Annotated in this window: 19 protein-coding genes; 14 read left to right on the plus strand and 5 right to left on the minus strand. The window is 64.6% G+C overall.

The genetic code is table 11. From position 1 onward, the window contains the following. The first annotated feature begins 13 nt into the window (after positions 1-13). From DSM104440_RS09555 to moaE, 4 genes are read left to right on the plus strand one after another with little or no spacing between them, the layout of a single operon-like run. Positions 14-1,045 carry an isocitrate/isopropylmalate dehydrogenase family protein gene (locus DSM104440_RS09555; RefSeq protein ID WP_171162028.1) on the plus strand — a complete coding sequence of 344 codons (1,032 nt, stop codon included), beginning with the start codon at positions 14-16 and terminating at the stop codon, positions 1,043-1,045. 13 nt (positions 1,046-1,058) lie between these two features. Beyond that, positions 1,059-1,577, plus strand: coding sequence for a molybdopterin-guanine dinucleotide biosynthesis protein B (mobB, locus tag DSM104440_RS09560; protein ID WP_171162030.1), 519 nt, complete (start codon positions 1,059-1,061; stop codon positions 1,575-1,577). Between the two features lie 6 nt (positions 1,578-1,583). Beyond that, positions 1,584-1,838 (plus strand): molybdopterin converting factor subunit 1, encoded by a 255-nt coding sequence (gene moaD, locus DSM104440_RS09565; protein WP_171162032.1) that lies wholly within the window; start codon positions 1,584-1,586, stop codon positions 1,836-1,838. Positions 1,839-1,842: 4 nt separating this feature from the next. Then, positions 1,843-2,298, plus strand: a complete 456-nt coding sequence (gene moaE, locus DSM104440_RS09570; protein ID WP_171162034.1) for a molybdopterin synthase catalytic subunit MoaE — start codon at positions 1,843-1,845, stop codon at positions 2,296-2,298. 22 nt (positions 2,299-2,320) lie between these two features. On the opposite strand, the gene DSM104440_RS09575 is transcribed toward moaE, so the two are convergent. The 3 genes from DSM104440_RS09575 to DSM104440_RS09585 form a co-directional block, all read right to left on the minus strand. Continuing rightward, positions 2,321-3,658, minus strand: coding sequence for an InlB B-repeat-containing protein (locus DSM104440_RS09575; RefSeq protein ID WP_171159557.1), 1,338 nt, complete (start codon positions 3,656-3,658; stop codon positions 2,321-2,323). 83 nt (positions 3,659-3,741) lie between these two features. After that, complete coding sequence (locus DSM104440_RS09580; RefSeq protein ID WP_171162036.1) at positions 3,742-4,302, minus strand: hypothetical protein; 561 nt, start codon at positions 4,300-4,302, stop codon at positions 3,742-3,744. A 29-nt stretch (positions 4,303-4,331) separates the two neighbouring features. Continuing rightward, positions 4,332-4,670, minus strand: a complete 339-nt coding sequence (locus DSM104440_RS09585; protein ID WP_171162038.1) for an ArsR/SmtB family transcription factor — start codon at positions 4,668-4,670, stop codon at positions 4,332-4,334. Positions 4,671-4,754: 84 nt separating this feature from the next. On the opposite strand from DSM104440_RS09585, the gene soxC reads away from it, so the two are divergent. The 10 genes from soxC (at position 4,755) to DSM104440_RS09635 (ending at position 13,037) form a co-directional block, all read left to right on the plus strand. After that, positions 4,755-6,089, plus strand: coding sequence for a sulfite dehydrogenase (soxC, locus tag DSM104440_RS09590; protein WP_171162040.1), 1,335 nt, complete (start codon positions 4,755-4,757; stop codon positions 6,087-6,089). A 55-nt stretch (positions 6,090-6,144) separates the two neighbouring features. Then, positions 6,145-7,074: a c-type cytochrome gene (locus DSM104440_RS09595; protein ID WP_246212128.1), complete on the plus strand. Its 930-nt coding sequence runs from the start codon at positions 6,145-6,147 to the stop codon at positions 7,072-7,074. A 126-nt stretch (positions 7,075-7,200) separates the two neighbouring features. Next, positions 7,201-7,659: a thiosulfate oxidation carrier protein SoxY gene (soxY, locus tag DSM104440_RS09600; protein ID WP_171162044.1), complete on the plus strand. Its 459-nt coding sequence runs from the start codon at positions 7,201-7,203 to the stop codon at positions 7,657-7,659. 1 nt (position 7,660) lies between these two features. Continuing rightward, entirely contained in the window at positions 7,661-7,972 is a 312-nt protein-coding gene (soxZ, locus tag DSM104440_RS09605) for a thiosulfate oxidation carrier complex protein SoxZ (RefSeq protein ID WP_171162046.1), read from the plus strand. Continuing rightward, positions 7,953-8,387: a DsrE family protein gene (locus DSM104440_RS09610; protein WP_171162048.1), complete on the plus strand. Its 435-nt coding sequence runs from the start codon at positions 7,953-7,955 to the stop codon at positions 8,385-8,387. The genes soxZ and DSM104440_RS09610 overlap by 20 nt, the downstream gene beginning before the upstream one ends. A 35-nt stretch (positions 8,388-8,422) precedes the next feature. Continuing rightward, the gene (soxA, locus tag DSM104440_RS09615; protein WP_246212129.1) at positions 8,423-9,226 is read left to right on the plus strand and encodes a sulfur oxidation c-type cytochrome SoxA; all 804 of its coding nucleotides are present in this window, start codon (positions 8,423-8,425) and stop codon (positions 9,224-9,226) included. A gap of 12 nt (positions 9,227-9,238) precedes the next feature. Continuing rightward, positions 9,239-9,862, plus strand: a complete 624-nt coding sequence (gene soxX / locus DSM104440_RS09620; RefSeq protein WP_171162050.1) for a sulfur oxidation c-type cytochrome SoxX — start codon at positions 9,239-9,241, stop codon at positions 9,860-9,862. Continuing rightward, the gene (locus DSM104440_RS09625) at positions 9,859-10,347 is read left to right on the plus strand and encodes a GlcG/HbpS family heme-binding protein (protein ID WP_171162052.1); all 489 of its coding nucleotides are present in this window, start codon (positions 9,859-9,861) and stop codon (positions 10,345-10,347) included. Before soxX ends, DSM104440_RS09625 begins: the two co-directional genes overlap by 4 nt. Positions 10,348-10,351: 4 nt before the next feature. After that, positions 10,352-12,058: a thiosulfohydrolase SoxB gene (gene soxB / locus DSM104440_RS09630; RefSeq protein ID WP_171162054.1), complete on the plus strand. Its 1,707-nt coding sequence runs from the start codon at positions 10,352-10,354 to the stop codon at positions 12,056-12,058. Positions 12,059-12,095: 37 nt separating this feature from the next. After that, positions 12,096-13,037: an MBL fold metallo-hydrolase gene (locus DSM104440_RS09635; protein WP_171162056.1), complete on the plus strand. Its 942-nt coding sequence runs from the start codon at positions 12,096-12,098 to the stop codon at positions 13,035-13,037. A gap of 21 nt (positions 13,038-13,058) precedes the next feature. On the opposite strand, the gene DSM104440_RS09640 is transcribed toward DSM104440_RS09635, so the two are convergent. Further along, on the minus strand, positions 13,059-14,000 hold the full coding sequence (locus DSM104440_RS09640; protein WP_171162058.1) for a prenyltransferase: 942 nt from the start codon (positions 13,998-14,000) through the stop codon (positions 13,059-13,061). A 96-nt stretch (positions 14,001-14,096) separates the two neighbouring features. Then, positions 14,097-14,549 carry a hypothetical protein gene (locus DSM104440_RS09645; RefSeq protein WP_171162060.1) on the minus strand — a complete coding sequence of 151 codons (453 nt, stop codon included), beginning with the start codon at positions 14,547-14,549 and terminating at the stop codon, positions 14,097-14,099. Between the last annotated feature and the right edge of the window lie 66 nt (positions 14,550-14,615).

Genomic DNA, 14,615 nt, shown 5'->3' on the forward strand with positions numbered 1-14,615 from the left:
ACAAGGAATTGGCATGGCCAAGAAAACGAAAGCGGCAATCACCGCGACCCTCATTCCCGGCGACGGCATCGGCCCGGAGATCAGCGCCGCGGTGGTCGCGATCCTGGATGCGGCGGGCGCACCATTCAAGTGGGACAAGCAGCTCGGAGGCGTTGCGGCCGTCGACAAGCATGGCGACCCGGCTCCGAAGCCGCTGCTCGACAGCATCACGAAGAACAAGATCGCGCTGAAAGGTCCGCTCGCGACCCCGATCGGTGGCGGCTACCGCTCGATCAACGTGCGGCTGCGCGAGACCTTCGGCCTCTACTGCAACCTCCGGCCCGTGCGCACGCTGGTTCCCGGCGGTCGCTACGAGAACATCGACATCGTTCTCTTCCGCGAGAACCTCGAGGGCCTGTACGTCGCCTGGGAGCATTACCTCAACATCGACGGCGATCCGCACGCGGTGGCGGTGTCTTCGGGCATCAACACGCGCGCGGGCAGCAAACGCATCTGCGAGGCGGCGTTCGAATACGCGGTCAAGCACAAACGCAAGAAGGTCACGGTGGTCCACAAGGCCAACGTGTTGAAGGCGCTCACCGGCATCTTCCTCGAGACCGGCAAGATGGTCGCGAAGGACTATCCGAAGATCGAGTGCAACGACCGCATCGTCGATGCCTGCGCGATGGAGCTCGTGCTCAATCCCTGGAAGTACGACGTCATCGTCACCACGAACCTGTTCGGCGACATCCTGTCCGACCTGTTGGCGGGCCTCGTCGGCGGCCTGGGCATGGCGCCCGGTGCCAACATCGGCGACGGCGCGGCGATTTTCGAGGCGGTGCACGGCTCGGCGCCCGACATCGCGGGCAAGGGCATCGCCAATCCGCTCGCACTGCTGCTTGCCGCAAACCTCATGCTCGACCACGTGGGCGAGGAGGCGATCTCCAAGCGCATCAACAACGCGATCGATGCCGTGCTCAACAAGGACAACATTCGCACCGGCGACCTGGGCGGCAAGGCAACCACCAAGCAGTTCGCCAATGCCGTAATCAAGAGGCTCAAGTAGGTATCATCGCGTAATGAAACTGATCGGCATCGCGGGATTCAGCGGCAACGGCAAGACCACGCTCATCGAGAAGCTGGTCCCGATCTTCGTGCGCGAAGGCCTCAAGGTCTCGCTCATCAAGCACGCGCACCACGAGTTCGACGTGGACAAGCCGGGCAAGGATTCGCACCGCCATCGTCAGGCCGGTTGCACCGAGGTGCTCGTCAGTTCGTCGCGCCGCTGGGCGCTCATGCATGAGCTGCGGTCGGTCTCGGAGCCCACGCTGCCCGAGCTGCTCTCGCACTTCTCGCCGTGCGATCTCGTGATCGTCGAAGGCTACAAGCACGCCGACATCCCCAAGGTGGAAGTCCATCGCAAGGATGCGAACTCGCCGACACTGCATCCGGAGGACGCGAACGTTGTCGCGGTGGCCACGGATGAAGCGCTTCCGACCAAGCTGCCGCAGTTCTCGATCGACGACGCCGAGGCCATCGCGAGCTTCGTGATCAAGCACCTGGGTCTGCATCGCGCGCGGCTCGGGATCGTCAAGTAGCTTCCAGTGGTCACGCTCCTTTACTTCGCCAGCCTGCGCGAGAGCCTTGCCTGCTCACGTGAGCAGGTTGCGCTTCCTTCCGGTTCTCCCACGGTTGCCGCACTCCTCGAGCAACTGCGTTCGCGCGATGCGCGCTGGTCCGAAGCCTTCGCGCCCGGGAAGAACTTTCGCATCGCCGTGAACCAGCAGATGGCGAATGCCACCACCGCGCTGAAGACCGGTGACGAGATCGCGTTCTTTCCGCCGGTCACCGGAGGCTGAGGCGATGCCGATCGTCCGCGTCCAGGAGGCCGACTTCGACACGGGCCGCGAGCTCGATGCGCTGACGGGCGGCCGCAAGGATGTCGGCGCGCTCGCGAGCTTCACCGGCCTCGTGCGTGATGCCAACGACGGCTCGTCGGTGAGCGCGATGACGCTCGAGCACTACCCGGGCATGACGGAAAAGGCGCTCGAGGAAATCTGCCGCGAAGCTCACCAGCGGTGGAGGTTGCTCGACACGCTCGTCATTCATCGCGTCGGCGCGTTGAAACCCGGTGACCGCATCGTGCTCGTGGGTGTGACGAGCGCGCATCGCGGCGATGCGTTCGCCGCGTGCGAGTTCATCATGGACTACCTCAAGACCCGCGCACCGTTCTGGAAGAAGGAGGCGACGCCGCAGGGCGAGCGGTGGGTCGAGGCGAGATCCAGCGACGACACCGCCGCGAATCGCTGGCGCAAATGAAGGCCTGAGGCTCGCTACTGCCTCACTTGGGTTTCGTCGTCGAGACGAAGCTCGCGCCCACCTTGACGGGGCGGTCGACGACGCAGACGGGCTCCTTCTTGTCTTCGCATGCGCCAACCCAGCTCCTGAAGACATAGCCCGGGCGCGGCACGGCTCGCAACTCCTCGGAGCCCGCGACCACGATTTCGCACCCCTTCTCGGGTACACAGTTGCTCTTGACCTCCCCTGGCCGGAGGATCACTCCATTCACCGCGGGCAGGAGCGTGACCGGGAAGCTCTTGGGCGGGGGCGGCGGCTTTCCCGCGGCAAACTTCGCGCCCACCTTGACGGACCGGTCGACCAGGCAGACGGGCTCCTTCACTGCCTCGCATGCGCCAACCCAGCCGGCGAAGAGAAAGCCCTGGCGCGTCACGGCTCGCAACTCCACGGGGCCCGGGACCACGACTTCGCACGCCTTCTCGGGTACGCACTTGGTCTTGAACTCGGCAGGCCCGAAGATCGCTCCGTTCTGGGTCGGCAGGAGCGCGACCGTGAAACTCTTGTTCAGGGATTTCTTCGTGACGAAGGTCGCGCCCACCTTGGCGGGCTTGTCGAGGACGCAGAACGGCTCCTTCCTTCCTTCGCACGCGCCAATCCAGCCGTCGAACACGTAGCCGCCTCGCTCCGCGGCGCGCAGCTCTACCGCGCCCACGATCGTGAACTGGCACGCCTTCTCGGGCACGCACTTGGCCGGGTAGCCGCCGGGCAGGAGGATCGCGCCGCCTGTAGTGGGCATGAGCTCGCCCGGGAATTGCTTGGGCTTGGGCGGCGGCGGCGTGACCGGCGGCGGCGTGACCGGCGGCGGCTTGACCGGCGGCGCAGGCGTCGGGGGCGGGGGCGTCGGCGCCTTCGCAGTGACGCACGTGAGCTTGCCGTCGAGGTTCTCGATGGAGCCGTTGCAGGGCATCTTCAGCTCGGATACCGCCTTGACACCGGCCTTGTTCGCGCAGAGTGCGCGGAGCACTTCGTCGTAGCTGATGATCGGGCCGACGCACGTCTGCGTGTAGCTGCCGGCCGGGGCCGGGCGAATTCCACCTTGCGGAGGCGGGGACGGGGGAGGCGGCGTGTACGGAACGCACGTCAGCACGCCATTCAAGTTCTCGACCAGTCCCTTCGTGCAGGGCAGCGTGAGCGTGGTCGCATTGGGGGTCTGGTTCGCACGCAGGCAAGTCGCGGAGAGCGTGTTGCCGGACACCTTCACGTTGGAGCAGGTCGACACGTAGCTTCCCTGGGGCGCTCCCGGCGGAAGGGGCGGTAGCTGCGCCTGGGCTGCCGTGGCCGCGAGCAGCAGGCCGAGGGTCGTGCGCCATTGCGTGGTCATTGTTGTCTCCCTTTGTTATATGAACGACTGCGCAAGTATGGGGCGACGTCCCCTGCGGCGGTATGCGACCTAGGTCCCGCGAACTACCTCCCGGGCGGCCGCGGCGTGGTCACGCAGGTCAGCGCGCCATTGGCGTTCGCGATGTCCCCCAGGCAGGGCAGCAGCAGCGTCGCTCCCTTGTTGACGGACTTGTCGGTGCGCCGGCAATCGGCCACGAGCGTCGTCTTCGGAAGTCCGGCTGCTGCACTCTGTTTCGTGCCGATGTTGCTGCACGTCTCCACGTAGGTGCCCTCGGGCAGGTTGGTGGTGCGCAGGAAGGCGGCGATCACCCGGCCGCTTTCGTTCACGGTACAGACGGCCGCGGGTCCGGTGCAAAGCCCCATCCAGTTCGTGAACCTGGTGCCTGCGGCGGTGCGTGTCGTGAGCTTCGCGGGTCCCGTCACCACGAACGTGCACACGAGCGGCGGTGAGCAGGTATGCACCTTCTGATCCTGCGATGTCAGGATCACCTCTCCGCCGATCTCGGGCGCGATCTCGATCTTCAGGAGCGTGGGGGGTTGCGATGGCGACGGCGCGGGAGTTTGCGCTTGCGACGCGATCGCGGCGGGGAGCGCAAGCACGACGAACAGGGTTCTCAGTTTCATTGTTGACCTCTTTGTCTTCAGGTTTGTCTTCAGGAGCTGCAGAAAATCTCGCGCGTGAGCGAGATCATCTTGAGGATGCGCGGATCCTCGATGCGGTAGAAAACTTTCTGGGCTTCCTTGCGCGCGACGAGGATGTTCTGGTCGCGAAGGACGGCAAGGTGCTGGGAGATGTTGCTCTGCGAGGTGCCCACCGCATCCACGATCTCGAGGACCGAGAGCTCCTCGGTGCCGACGAGGCAGAGGATCTTGAGTCGCAGCGGGTGCGCCATCGCCTGCATCGCGGCGCTGGCCTGTTCGATGTTCTCAGTCTTGCCGATCAGGTCGAAGATGTCTTCGTTGGCAGCGGATGTCTTCTTGCGGGTGGGCATGGCGGGTGCGATGGAGAGGGTGCGGCCATTATAGGTATGTATTAGCCCATCGCAATATTAGGCAACACTGATATACTGGTCCGCATGTCGCGTGAATCCACCGGGCGCCTGATCCGGGCCCCCGAGAACTTCCTCAGCCAGGATGAAATCGCCGCGGTGCAGTCGGGCCGGCGCGATTTCCTGCGAAATGCCTTCCTTGCTGCCGCCGGCACGCTCGGCGCGCAAGCCGCGATCGCGCAGCCACCCGGATACAAGGGCGACTCCGCGATCCTCGAGCTGCCCGAACACTCGAAGGGCCTGGGCCAGCCGGTTGCGGCGCGCGCTTATGGCGAGCCTTCGAAGTTCGAGAAGAATCTCCAGCGTCGCGAAAGCCCGGGCCTCACGCGAGTCGCCGCGGCATCGGTATCCTTCGCCCCGCTGCAAGGCCTCTTCGGAATCATCACGCCCAACGGCCTGCACTTCGAGCGCCATCACCAGGGCTGGTGGGACATCGATCCGAACCAACACCGCCTCATGGTCATGGGGATGGTGAAGCAGGCGAAGGTCTACACGATGGACGACCTCATGCGCCTGCCATCGATGTCGCGCATGCACTTCATCGAGTGCGGCGCGAACACCGGCATGGAGTGGGGCAACGTCGCGGTGCCGACGGTGCAGTACTCGCACGGGATGCTCTCGTGCTGCGAATTCACCGGCGTGAAGCTTTCCACGCTGCTCGACGACTGCGGCTTCGATCGCAAGAACGGCAAGTTCGTCCTGGCCGAAGGCGCGGACGGCTCCTCGATGACGCGCACGATCCCGATGGACCGCGCGCTCGACGACGTGATGGTCGCGTGGGCGATGAACGGCGAGATGCTGCGGCCCGAGAACGGCTATCCGCTGCGACTCGTGGTCCCCGGCATCCAGGGCGTGTCGTGGGTGAAGTGGCTGCGGCGCATCGAAGTGGGCGACGAGCCGTGGGGCACGAAGGACGAGACGCTGCACTACATCGACCTCATGCCCGACGGCACGCACCGCCAGTACACTTCGATCCAGGAGTGCAAGTCGGTCATCACGACTCCCTCGGGCGGACAGACGCTCCTCGACAAGGGTTTCTACAACGTGACGGGCCTTGCGTGGTCCGGCCGCGGGAAGATCACGCGCGTCGATGTGTCTGTCGATGGCGGCCGCAACTGGAAGACTGCGCGCCTTGAAGGGCCCACGCTCACGAAGTGCCTCACGCGCTTCAACATCGACTGGGTCTGGAATGGCGGCCCCGCGGTGCTGCAGTCGCGCGCGATCGACGAGACGGGCTACGTGCAGCCGAAGATCAACCAGCTGCGCGCCACGCGCGGCACGCGGTCGATCTATCACAACAACGCGATCCAGTCGTGGAAGGTCGCGGAGTCGGGCGAGATTTCCAATGTCCAGATTTACTAGCGCGCTGCTATTCGTCTTTGCGCTGCCTGCGGCGGCGCAGACTACTTATCCCGGCGTGGGTCGGCCAGCAACGCCTGCCGAGATCACCGCGTGGGACATCGACGTTCGCCCCGACTTCAAGGGATTGCCCGCGGGATCCGGAAGTGTTGCGAAGGGGCAGGTGGTCTGGGAATCGAAGTGCGCCTCCTGCCACGGCACGTTCGGCGAATCCAACGAATGGTTCGCGCCGATCGTCGGCGGCACCACTGCCGAGGACGTGAAAGCCGGCCGTGTGAAGACGCTCGTCACGGGCGATGTCTCGCGCACGACGCTGATGAAGCTCTCGACGATCTCGACACTCTGGGACTACATCAACCGCGCGATGCCGTGGACCGCGCCCAAGTCCCTCACGACCGAGGAGGTCTACGCGGTCGTGGCGTACATCCTCAATCTTGGCGACATCCTTCCCAGCGACTTCGTGCTCTCGAACGAGAACATCGCGCAGGTCCAGGAGAAGCTCCCGAATCGCAAGGGCATGCGCCGCGATCACGGGCTATGGAATGTAAAAGGCCCGGGCGATGTTCGTAACGTGGCCTGCATGAAGGATTGCCCGGTCAGCAGCGGCCCGGCCTCGTCGTTGCCCGAACACGCACGCGATGCGCACGGCAACCTCGCCGAGCAGAACCGTCCGGTGGGCGGCGTGCGCGGCGCGGAGACGACCGGCAAGCCCGCGTTGCCGAAGGTTGCTTCGGTGGTCGTGGGACCGGCCGATCTTGCGAAGAGCAAGGCCTGCACGGCGTGCCACAACGCGGAAAACCGGGTCATCGGTCCCTCGTGGAAGGAAATCGGTGCCAAGTACAAGGGCGAGGTGGGCGCGGAGGCGAAGCTCATCGCCAAGATCAAGGCCGGGGGCAGTGGCGTCTGGGGCCCGGTTCCGATGCCGGCAAACCCTGACTTGGCGGATACCGATGCGCAGGCACTGGTGCGGTGGATCCTCGGAAAGTAGAGGGGTCAGAACCCTTAACTTTCGCGCGAAAGTTAAGGGTTCTGACCCCTCTACTTTCCGAAGGGAAATGAGGGTCCCGGTGGGTTACAATTTTCGTTCGTTCTCGTGATTGATAAGGAGTCGTTGATGAACCCCAACCGCAGAACAGCCCTCAAGGGCGCCGCGATGATCGGCGCGCTCGCCATGGGCCTGCTGAAAAGCGCAGGTGCCTGGGCCCAGAGCTGGAACAAGGCCGCTTTCGAAACCAAGTCGTTGAACGACACCGTGAAGGCGATGGGTGGCGCGAGCGCCGCCGAGAGCAAGGACATCGTGATCACGTCGCCGGACATCGCGGAAAACGGCGCGGTCGTGCCGTTCTCGATCGCGAGCAAGATCCCGAAGACGGAATCGATCTCGCTGCTCGTCGAGAAGAACCCCAACGCGCTCGCGGCGAGTTTCGGCATCCCCGACGGCACGGAGGCGGGCATCACGACGCGCGTGAAGATGGGCCAGACCTCGAACGTGATCGCGCTCGTGAAGGCCGACGGCAAGTTCTATTACACGTCCAAGGAAGTCAAAGTGACCCTTGGCGGATGCGGAGGCTGACATGGCTGACCCGATGAAGATTCGCGCGGCGATGGCCGGCAACCAGGTGGAAGTGAAGATCCTCATGAGCCACGAGATGGAGACGGGCCAGCGCAAGGATTCGAAGGGCGCGACGATCCCGGCTCACTTCATCCAGAACGTGACCGCGACGCACAACGGCAAGACCGTCCTCTCGGCCGAGTGGGGCCCGGCGGTCGCGAAGAACCCGTTCCTGTCGTTCAAGTTCTCGGGCGGAAAGCCCGGCGACAAGGTCGTCGTGACCTGGGTGGACAACAAGGGCGACAAGCGCACCGATGAAGCGACCATTTCGTAGCGCCCTCGCAGCCATCGTCCTCGCGACCGCCGCCCACGCGGCGATCGCGGGTCCCAATGATCCGGTCAAGGTCGTCTATCACGTGAACGAGGCGGGCGACCAGGCGACCAGCGCCATCCGCAACATCCGCAACCACCTGACTGCGGATCCCACGGCAAAGATCGTCGTGGTCACGCATGCGGGCGGGGTGCAGTTCCTCCTGCAGGACGCGAAGGACAAGAACAACGCGCCCTATGACGCGCAGGTGCAGGAGCTCGTCGCGAAGGGTGTCGAGTTCAGGGTCTGCAAGTTCACGCTCGAGCGCAACAAGATCGACCCGAAGCGCGTTCTGGAAGAGGCGAAGCTCGTTCCCTCCGGGGTGGCGGAAGTGAGCCGCCTGCAGGCGAGGGAAGGCTACGCGTACTTGAAGCCGTAGCAGGGCAGTCACCAATAACGATAGGAGGAAGCATCGTGGACCGGAAAACCGGCCTGATCGCCGCACTGTTTGTTTTCGCGTTGAGCGCCCAGGCGCAGCAGCGCACCACCGTCGAGGAGATCGAGCGTTACCGCCAGGCCCTCGGCGACGGCAACCCCGCCGAGCTTTGGGAAGCGCGGGGCGAAGATCTCTGGAAGCAGGCGCGCGGCCCGAAGAAGGCCTCGCTCGAGAAGTGCGACCTGGGCCTCGGGCCAGGCGTGGTGAAGGGAGCGTACGCATCGCTCCCGAAGTACTTCGCCGACACCGACAAGGTCGAGGACCTCGAATCGCGCCTCGTCACGTGCATGGTCACCCTGCAGGGCTTCACGCGCGAGCAGGCCGTCAAGGATCCGTTCGGCGGCCCGGGCAAGAAGTCCAACATGGAAGGCCTCGTCGCGTACCTCACCGCGGCATCGCGGGGCGTCACGATGAACGTCGCCGGCAAGCATCCGAAGGAAGTCGAAGCCTACGAGCTCGGGAAGAAGATCTTCTTCCACCGCGGCGGCCCGCATGACTTCGCGTGCTCCACCTGCCACGGCGTCGACAGCCAGCGCATCCGGCTGCAGGACCTGCCGAACCTCACGAAGAAGGAAGACGCCCAGCGCGCGTACACGTCGTGGCCGGCGTATCGCGTCTCGCAAGGCGAGCTGCGTTCCTTCCAGTGGCGCCTGTTCGATTGCTTCCGCCAGCAGCGCTTCCCGGAGCTCGTGTTCGCCTCGGATGCCTCGATCGCGCTCACGATGTTCCTCGCGCAGAACTCCAACGGCGGCGTGTTCAACGCGCCGTCCATCAAGCGCTGACGGAGACCGGACATGAACAAGAAGACATTGATCGTCAGCTTCGGCGTGCTGGGCGCGGTTGCCGCCGGCTGCGCCTCGATGATGACCGAGGAGCAGAAGGCCGCGAAGGCGCTCGAAGTGATGAAGGCGTCGTTCAAGGAGAACGGGCAGGCGAAGCTCGATCGCCTCGACCAGGACGACATGCAGCGCATCTGCAGCCTCTCGGAACAGAAGCCGCTTCCCAAGGACGTTTCCGACAAGCTGGAGAAGGCGCAGCAGGCGCTGATCAAGTATCCGGCTGACGGGAAGTTGCTGGGCGACTGGAAGTCGGGCGAGCGCATCGCGCAGTCGGGCGTAGGCAAGCAGTTCAGCGACAACCCCGCGAATCCCAACGGGGCCAATTGCTACGCGTGCCATGAGCTGACGAAAGCCGAGGTTTCCTTCGGCACGATCGGCCCGAGCCTCTACAACTTCGCGAAGATCCGCGGCTACTCGCCCGAGATGCAGAAGTACGCCTGGGGCAAGGTCTACAACTCGCAGGCCTATACGCCGTGCTCGAGCATGCCGCGGTTCGGGCACTCGGGCATCCTCACCGAGCAGCAGATCAAGGATGTGGTCGCCCTGTTGATGGACCCCAGCTCGCCGGTCAACAAGTGAGAACGCTCCTCGTCATCGCGGGATTCGCTTCGGTTGCCGCCGTTGCGCAGCCCGCGGCGACGTTCAGCGTGAAGCAGCTCACGCCGGAGACCGCGCTCATCGCGGCGAAGGCTGCGCTCGAGAAATGCCGCGCTGAAGGCTTCCAGGTCGCGGTCGCCGTCACGGACCGCGCCGGCGTTACGCAGGTATTGCTGCGCGATCGCTTCGCCGGTCCTCACACCGTCGAAATGGCGACGAGGAAGGCCTACACCGCCGTGTCGTTTCGCGTCTCCACGCTCGATTTCGAGCGCGATACGCAGGCGGGCAAGCCATCGTCGGGAGTTCGTCACCTGTCCAACATTGCGGCCGTCGGTGGCGGACGCACGATCGAAGCCGGTGGCGCGCTGCTCGGCGGCATCGGCGTGTCGGGTGCGCCCGGTGGCGTGAACGACGACGCGTGCGCGGCGGCGGGCATCAAGGCGATCGCCGACAGCCTCGAGTTCTGACGCGATGGACCGCCGCGAATTCATGCACGCGCTGGCGATGGCGGCGGCGGCCGGAATGCCGATCGCTTCGCGCGCCGCGCTCGCCGGTGACGGCGAGAAGCTCTACGACATCCCCGCTTTCGGAAACGTGAACCTGCTGCACATGACCGACTGTCATGCGCAGCTTATGCCGGTTCACTTCCGCGAGCCCTCCGTGAACATCGGTATCGCAGGTGCCAACGGTAAGCCGCCACACCTCGTCGGCGAACATCTCATCAAGGCTTATGGCTTCAGCCCCGGCGGCTCGAATGCGCACGCCTTCACCTTCCTCGACTTCGAGAAGGCCGCGCGCGCGTACGGCAAGCTCGGCGGCTTCGCGCATCTCGCAACGCTCGTGAAGAGGCTCAAGGCGTCGCGTCCTGGCGCACTGCTCCTCGATGGCGGCGATACGTGGCAGGGCTCGGCCACCGCGCTCTGGTCGAACGGCCAGGACATGGTCGATGCCGCGAAGCTGCTCGGCGTGAACGTGATGACCGCGCACTGGGAGTTCACCTACGGCGCGGCGCGCGTGAAGGAAGTCATCGAAAAGGACTTCAAGGGCAGCATCGACTTCGTCGCGCAGAACGTGCTGACGACGGACTTCAATGACCCCGTCTTCCAGCCGTTCGTGATGCGCGAGATGAACGGTGTGCCGGTCGCGATCATCGGCCAGGCCTTCCCGTACACGCCCATCGCCAATCCGCGCCACTTCGTGCCCGACTGGACGTTCGGCATCCAGGAGCCGCAACTGCAGAAGCATGTGGAGGCAGCGCGCGCGAAGGGCGCCAAGGTTGTGATCCTGCTGTCGCACAACGGCATGGACGTGGATCTCAAGCTTGCGAGCCGCGTTTCGGGCATCGACGCGATCCTCGGCGGCCACACGCACGATGGCGTTCCGCAGCCGGTGGAAGTGAAGAACCCCGGCGGCATGACGCTCGTCACCAACGCGGGCAGCAACGGCAAGTTCCTGGGCGTGCTCGACCTCGAGGTGAAGGACGGGCGGATGCGCGCGTGGAAGTACCGGTTGCTGCCGGTGTTCTCGCGCCAGCTCGAACCCGACAAGGCGATGGCGTCCCTCATCGAGAAGGTACGCGCGCCGTTTACCCACAAGCTTTCAGAGCGCGTGGCCACCACGGAAGGCCTGCTCTACCGCCGCGGCAACTTCAACGGCACCGTGGACCAGGTGATCCTCGATGCGCTGATGAAGGTGAAGGGCGCGGAGATCGCGTTCTCGCCGGGCTTCCGCTGGGGCACGTCGCTGCTGCCGGGCCAGGCGATCACCACCGAGCACGTGATGGACTGGACCGCGATCACCTATCCGCAGGTCACGGTGAACGACATTTCGGGCGAGATGATCAAGACCATCCTCGAGGACGTCTGCGACAACCTGTTCAATCCCGATCCGTATTACCAGCAGGGCGGGGACATGGTGCGCGTGGGTGGCCTCACGTACACCTGCACGCCGGGCGAGACGATGGGCAAGCGCGTGAGCGACATGCGCCTCGCCGGCAAACCCATCGACGCCGCGAAGACCTACAAGGTCGCGGGCTGGGCGCCGGTCGCGGAGGGTGCGAAGGGCGATGCGATCTGGGACGTGGTCACCACGTACTTGCGCGACAAGAAGACCGTGAGCTCCGTGAAGCTCAACCAGCCGAAGCTCGTCGGTGTTGAAGGCAACCCTGGCATCGCGTAAGAACTCCCTCTCCCCTGGGAGAGGGCCGGGGAGAGGGTTGGTTGTCGCGGCCCTGTTGCTGGTCTCGCTTGTCGCGCTCGCCGCTGACTACGCCGCCATCAAGTCCGTCGTGAAACCTGTGCCCGTGACGGCGCGCGCGTTCTACGTGCAAGGTGAAGCGGGCGTTGCTTCGAGCGCCAACGAGGGCTTCAACTCCAACGCGGGCTTCGTGGTGACTGACGAAGGTGTCGTTGTCATCGATGCGCTCGGCTCGCCCGCGCTGGGCAACGCGCTGCTGCAGGCGATCCGCAAGGTGACCAACAAGCCGGTGAAGCGGGTGATCGTCACGCACTATCACGCCGATCACTTCTACGGCCTCAAGGCGTTCAAGGACGCGGGCGCGGAGATCTGGGCGCACGTGAGCGCGCAGGAGTACTTCGAGAGCGGTGAAGCCGGCCGGCGGCTCGAACAACGCGCGCGCGACCTCTTTCCCTGGGTCGAAGACAACATGCCGCTCGTGAAGGCCGACCGCTGGCTCGACGCCGACACGAGCTTCACGATGGGCGGCATCCGCTTCGACATCGCGCACCTCGGCCCCGCGCACTCGCTGGAGGACACGATCGTCGTCGTCCCCTCCGAAGGCCTGCTCTTCAGCGGCGACATCCTCTACACCGGCCGCATCCCGTTCGTGGGCGAGGCCGACAGCAAACGGTGGCTCGCGATGATGGATCGTCTTATCGCGCTCAAACCGCGCGTGATGGTGGCGGGCCACGGCGAAGTCTCCCGCGATCCGGCGAAGGACTTCACGCTCTCGCGGGAGTACATCACCTACATGCGTACCGTGATGGGCAAGGCCGTGGAGGACTTCGTGCCCTTCGAGGAGGCGTACGCCAAGACCGACTGGAGCCGCTTCGCGAAGATTCCCGCGTTCGATGCCGCCAACCGCGTCAACGCCTATGGCCAGTACCTGGTGATGGAGCGGGAGTCGCTGAAGAAATAATGGGGTCAGACCCCATTATTTTTATCCGGCCGCAATACCGATCGCCAGCAGCGCGGCGTATGTGAACGTCAGCAGCGCCGCTTTCGCGGTCATCGGCTCGAGGGTCGGCTCGTCGTCGTGGGTCATGACGACCGGCAGGATTCGCAATGCCAGCGGCAACGTGACGAGGGGAAGCAGGACCCATGCGGTGTATCCGAGTGCCCAGAGAACGAGGGGCGCGAGATAGGCAAGCAATGACAGGAGGCAGTAGAGCAGCCGGCTTCCCGCGGGACCGAAGCAGACGGCCACCGTGCGCCATCCCTTGCGCGTGTCGAACTGTCGATCCTCCAGGTCGTCGATGAGGAGGATGTTGGTCACGAGCGCGCCCACCGGCAGCCCGACGAGGTATGCCGCAGGGGGTAGTGCCGCCAGGCTGGGCACGGGCTGCGAGGCCGCGGCCGCGAGCCACGCGATCTGCGCGTAGTAGGTTCCCGCGATGGCGACGATCCCGAACATCGCAAAGAATATGGGTTCGGCGATGCCAAGCGTCGTGTAGGGACGCGCGCTCACCGAGTACCCGAAGCTTGCGACCACGCCCACGACGCCGATCGCGAGCGCATTCACTCCGCCCACGACCAGGAAACACACCGCGACCGGGATCACCACCAGGAGGCAAGCGGCGATCGCGACCTTGAGCTGGCCGAGGGTGAGCGTGCCGTCCCGCAGGGCGTTCGTGAGATCGGGATGCTCGACCTCTTGCGGATACCGGCGCAGCAGCTCGTGGGTGTCGGTGAAAAGGCCCGCGAGATGGATGAGCCAGCTGCCCAGGAAAGCGAGCGCGACAGCCATCGGCGCGAACACGTGATCATGCGAGGCCAGTGCGGCACCCACCATCACCGGCGCCGCCGCAATCGGCAAGGTATGGGTCGGATAGACCAGGAGGTCGACCCAGATGCGTTTGCGCGTTGGTGCCGCGTTGCTCAACGGATGCTCCATGCCTCGATTGATATACCTGATGAGGCGTGAGGAGTTGTCCGGAATCAACGCGACGCTTCGCCTCCAGCTACCTCGCCGCCAGCATTACTTGCAATTGATCTTGGTGATCTTGACCGTGTCCAGGTCGTTGGCCGTGTAGACCGCGGGAACGTTCGGATCTCCCTGGTTGATCATGTTGATATTCAGGGCGGCGATCGCCTGCAGGTGACCGGGCTCCGCGAGCTTGAATTTCTCCTGTTGCTTTGATGTTGCGCCGAACATTCCGTTGCAGAGGTACGCCTTCCTGAAGATCTCCATGACCGCAATTCTCGCCTTGTAGCTCGCCAGGCGATCCTTGGCATTCCCAGGGTTGTGGGTGATCTTCTCGTATTGCTTGCCGCACTGGATTCCGAGGACGTCGTAGGCGTCCTTTATTCCCGCGCACGTAGGTTCCTTGGCCGGTGGGACGGCAAGCGCGGCGGTTGGTGCGAGGGTAGCGGCGAGGATCGCGAGCACGGCCCCGGCAAGGCTGGCAGCGCGTGGAGATGCGTTTTTCATTGAAGCCTCCCTGTGTCGTTATGGTCGAGATGCCACGCGAGTGGCAAATGCCAAGATAACGAACGT

This window comes from Usitatibacter palustris (genome assembly GCF_013003985.1).
GTDB classification, from domain to species: domain Bacteria; phylum Pseudomonadota; class Gammaproteobacteria; order Burkholderiales; family Usitatibacteraceae; genus Usitatibacter; species Usitatibacter palustris.

Bases quoted from the DNA above. Each gene is read 5' to 3' on its own strand.
- DSM104440_RS09555 (WP_171162028.1), top strand. From the start codon at position 14: ATGGCCAAGAAAACGAAAGCGGCAATCACCGCGACCCTCATTCCCGGC.
- mobB (WP_171162030.1), top strand. From the start codon at position 1,059: ATGAAACTGATCGGCATCGCGGGATTCAGCGGCAACGGCAAGACCACG.
- moaE (WP_171162034.1), top strand. From the start codon at position 1,843: ATGCCGATCGTCCGCGTCCAGGAGGCCGACTTCGACACGGGCCGCGAG.
- DSM104440_RS09575 (WP_171159557.1), bottom strand. From the start codon at position 3,658: ATGACCACGCAATGGCGCACGACCCTCGGCCTGCTGCTCGCGGCCACG.
- DSM104440_RS09580 (WP_171162036.1), bottom strand. From the start codon at position 4,302: ATGAAACTGAGAACCCTGTTCGTCGTGCTTGCGCTCCCCGCCGCGATC.
- DSM104440_RS09585 (WP_171162038.1), bottom strand. From the start codon at position 4,670: ATGCCCACCCGCAAGAAGACATCCGCTGCCAACGAAGACATCTTCGAC.
- soxC (WP_171162040.1), top strand. From the start codon at position 4,755: ATGTCGCGTGAATCCACCGGGCGCCTGATCCGGGCCCCCGAGAACTTC.
- soxY (WP_171162044.1), top strand. From the start codon at position 7,201: ATGAACCCCAACCGCAGAACAGCCCTCAAGGGCGCCGCGATGATCGGC.
- soxZ (WP_171162046.1), top strand. From the start codon at position 7,661: ATGGCTGACCCGATGAAGATTCGCGCGGCGATGGCCGGCAACCAGGTG.
- DSM104440_RS09610 (WP_171162048.1), top strand. From the start codon at position 7,953: ATGAAGCGACCATTTCGTAGCGCCCTCGCAGCCATCGTCCTCGCGACC.
- soxX (WP_171162050.1), top strand. From the start codon at position 9,239: ATGAACAAGAAGACATTGATCGTCAGCTTCGGCGTGCTGGGCGCGGTT.
- soxB (WP_171162054.1), top strand. From the start codon at position 10,352: ATGGACCGCCGCGAATTCATGCACGCGCTGGCGATGGCGGCGGCGGCC.
- DSM104440_RS09645 (WP_171162060.1), bottom strand. From the start codon at position 14,549: ATGAAAAACGCATCTCCACGCGCTGCCAGCCTTGCCGGGGCCGTGCTC.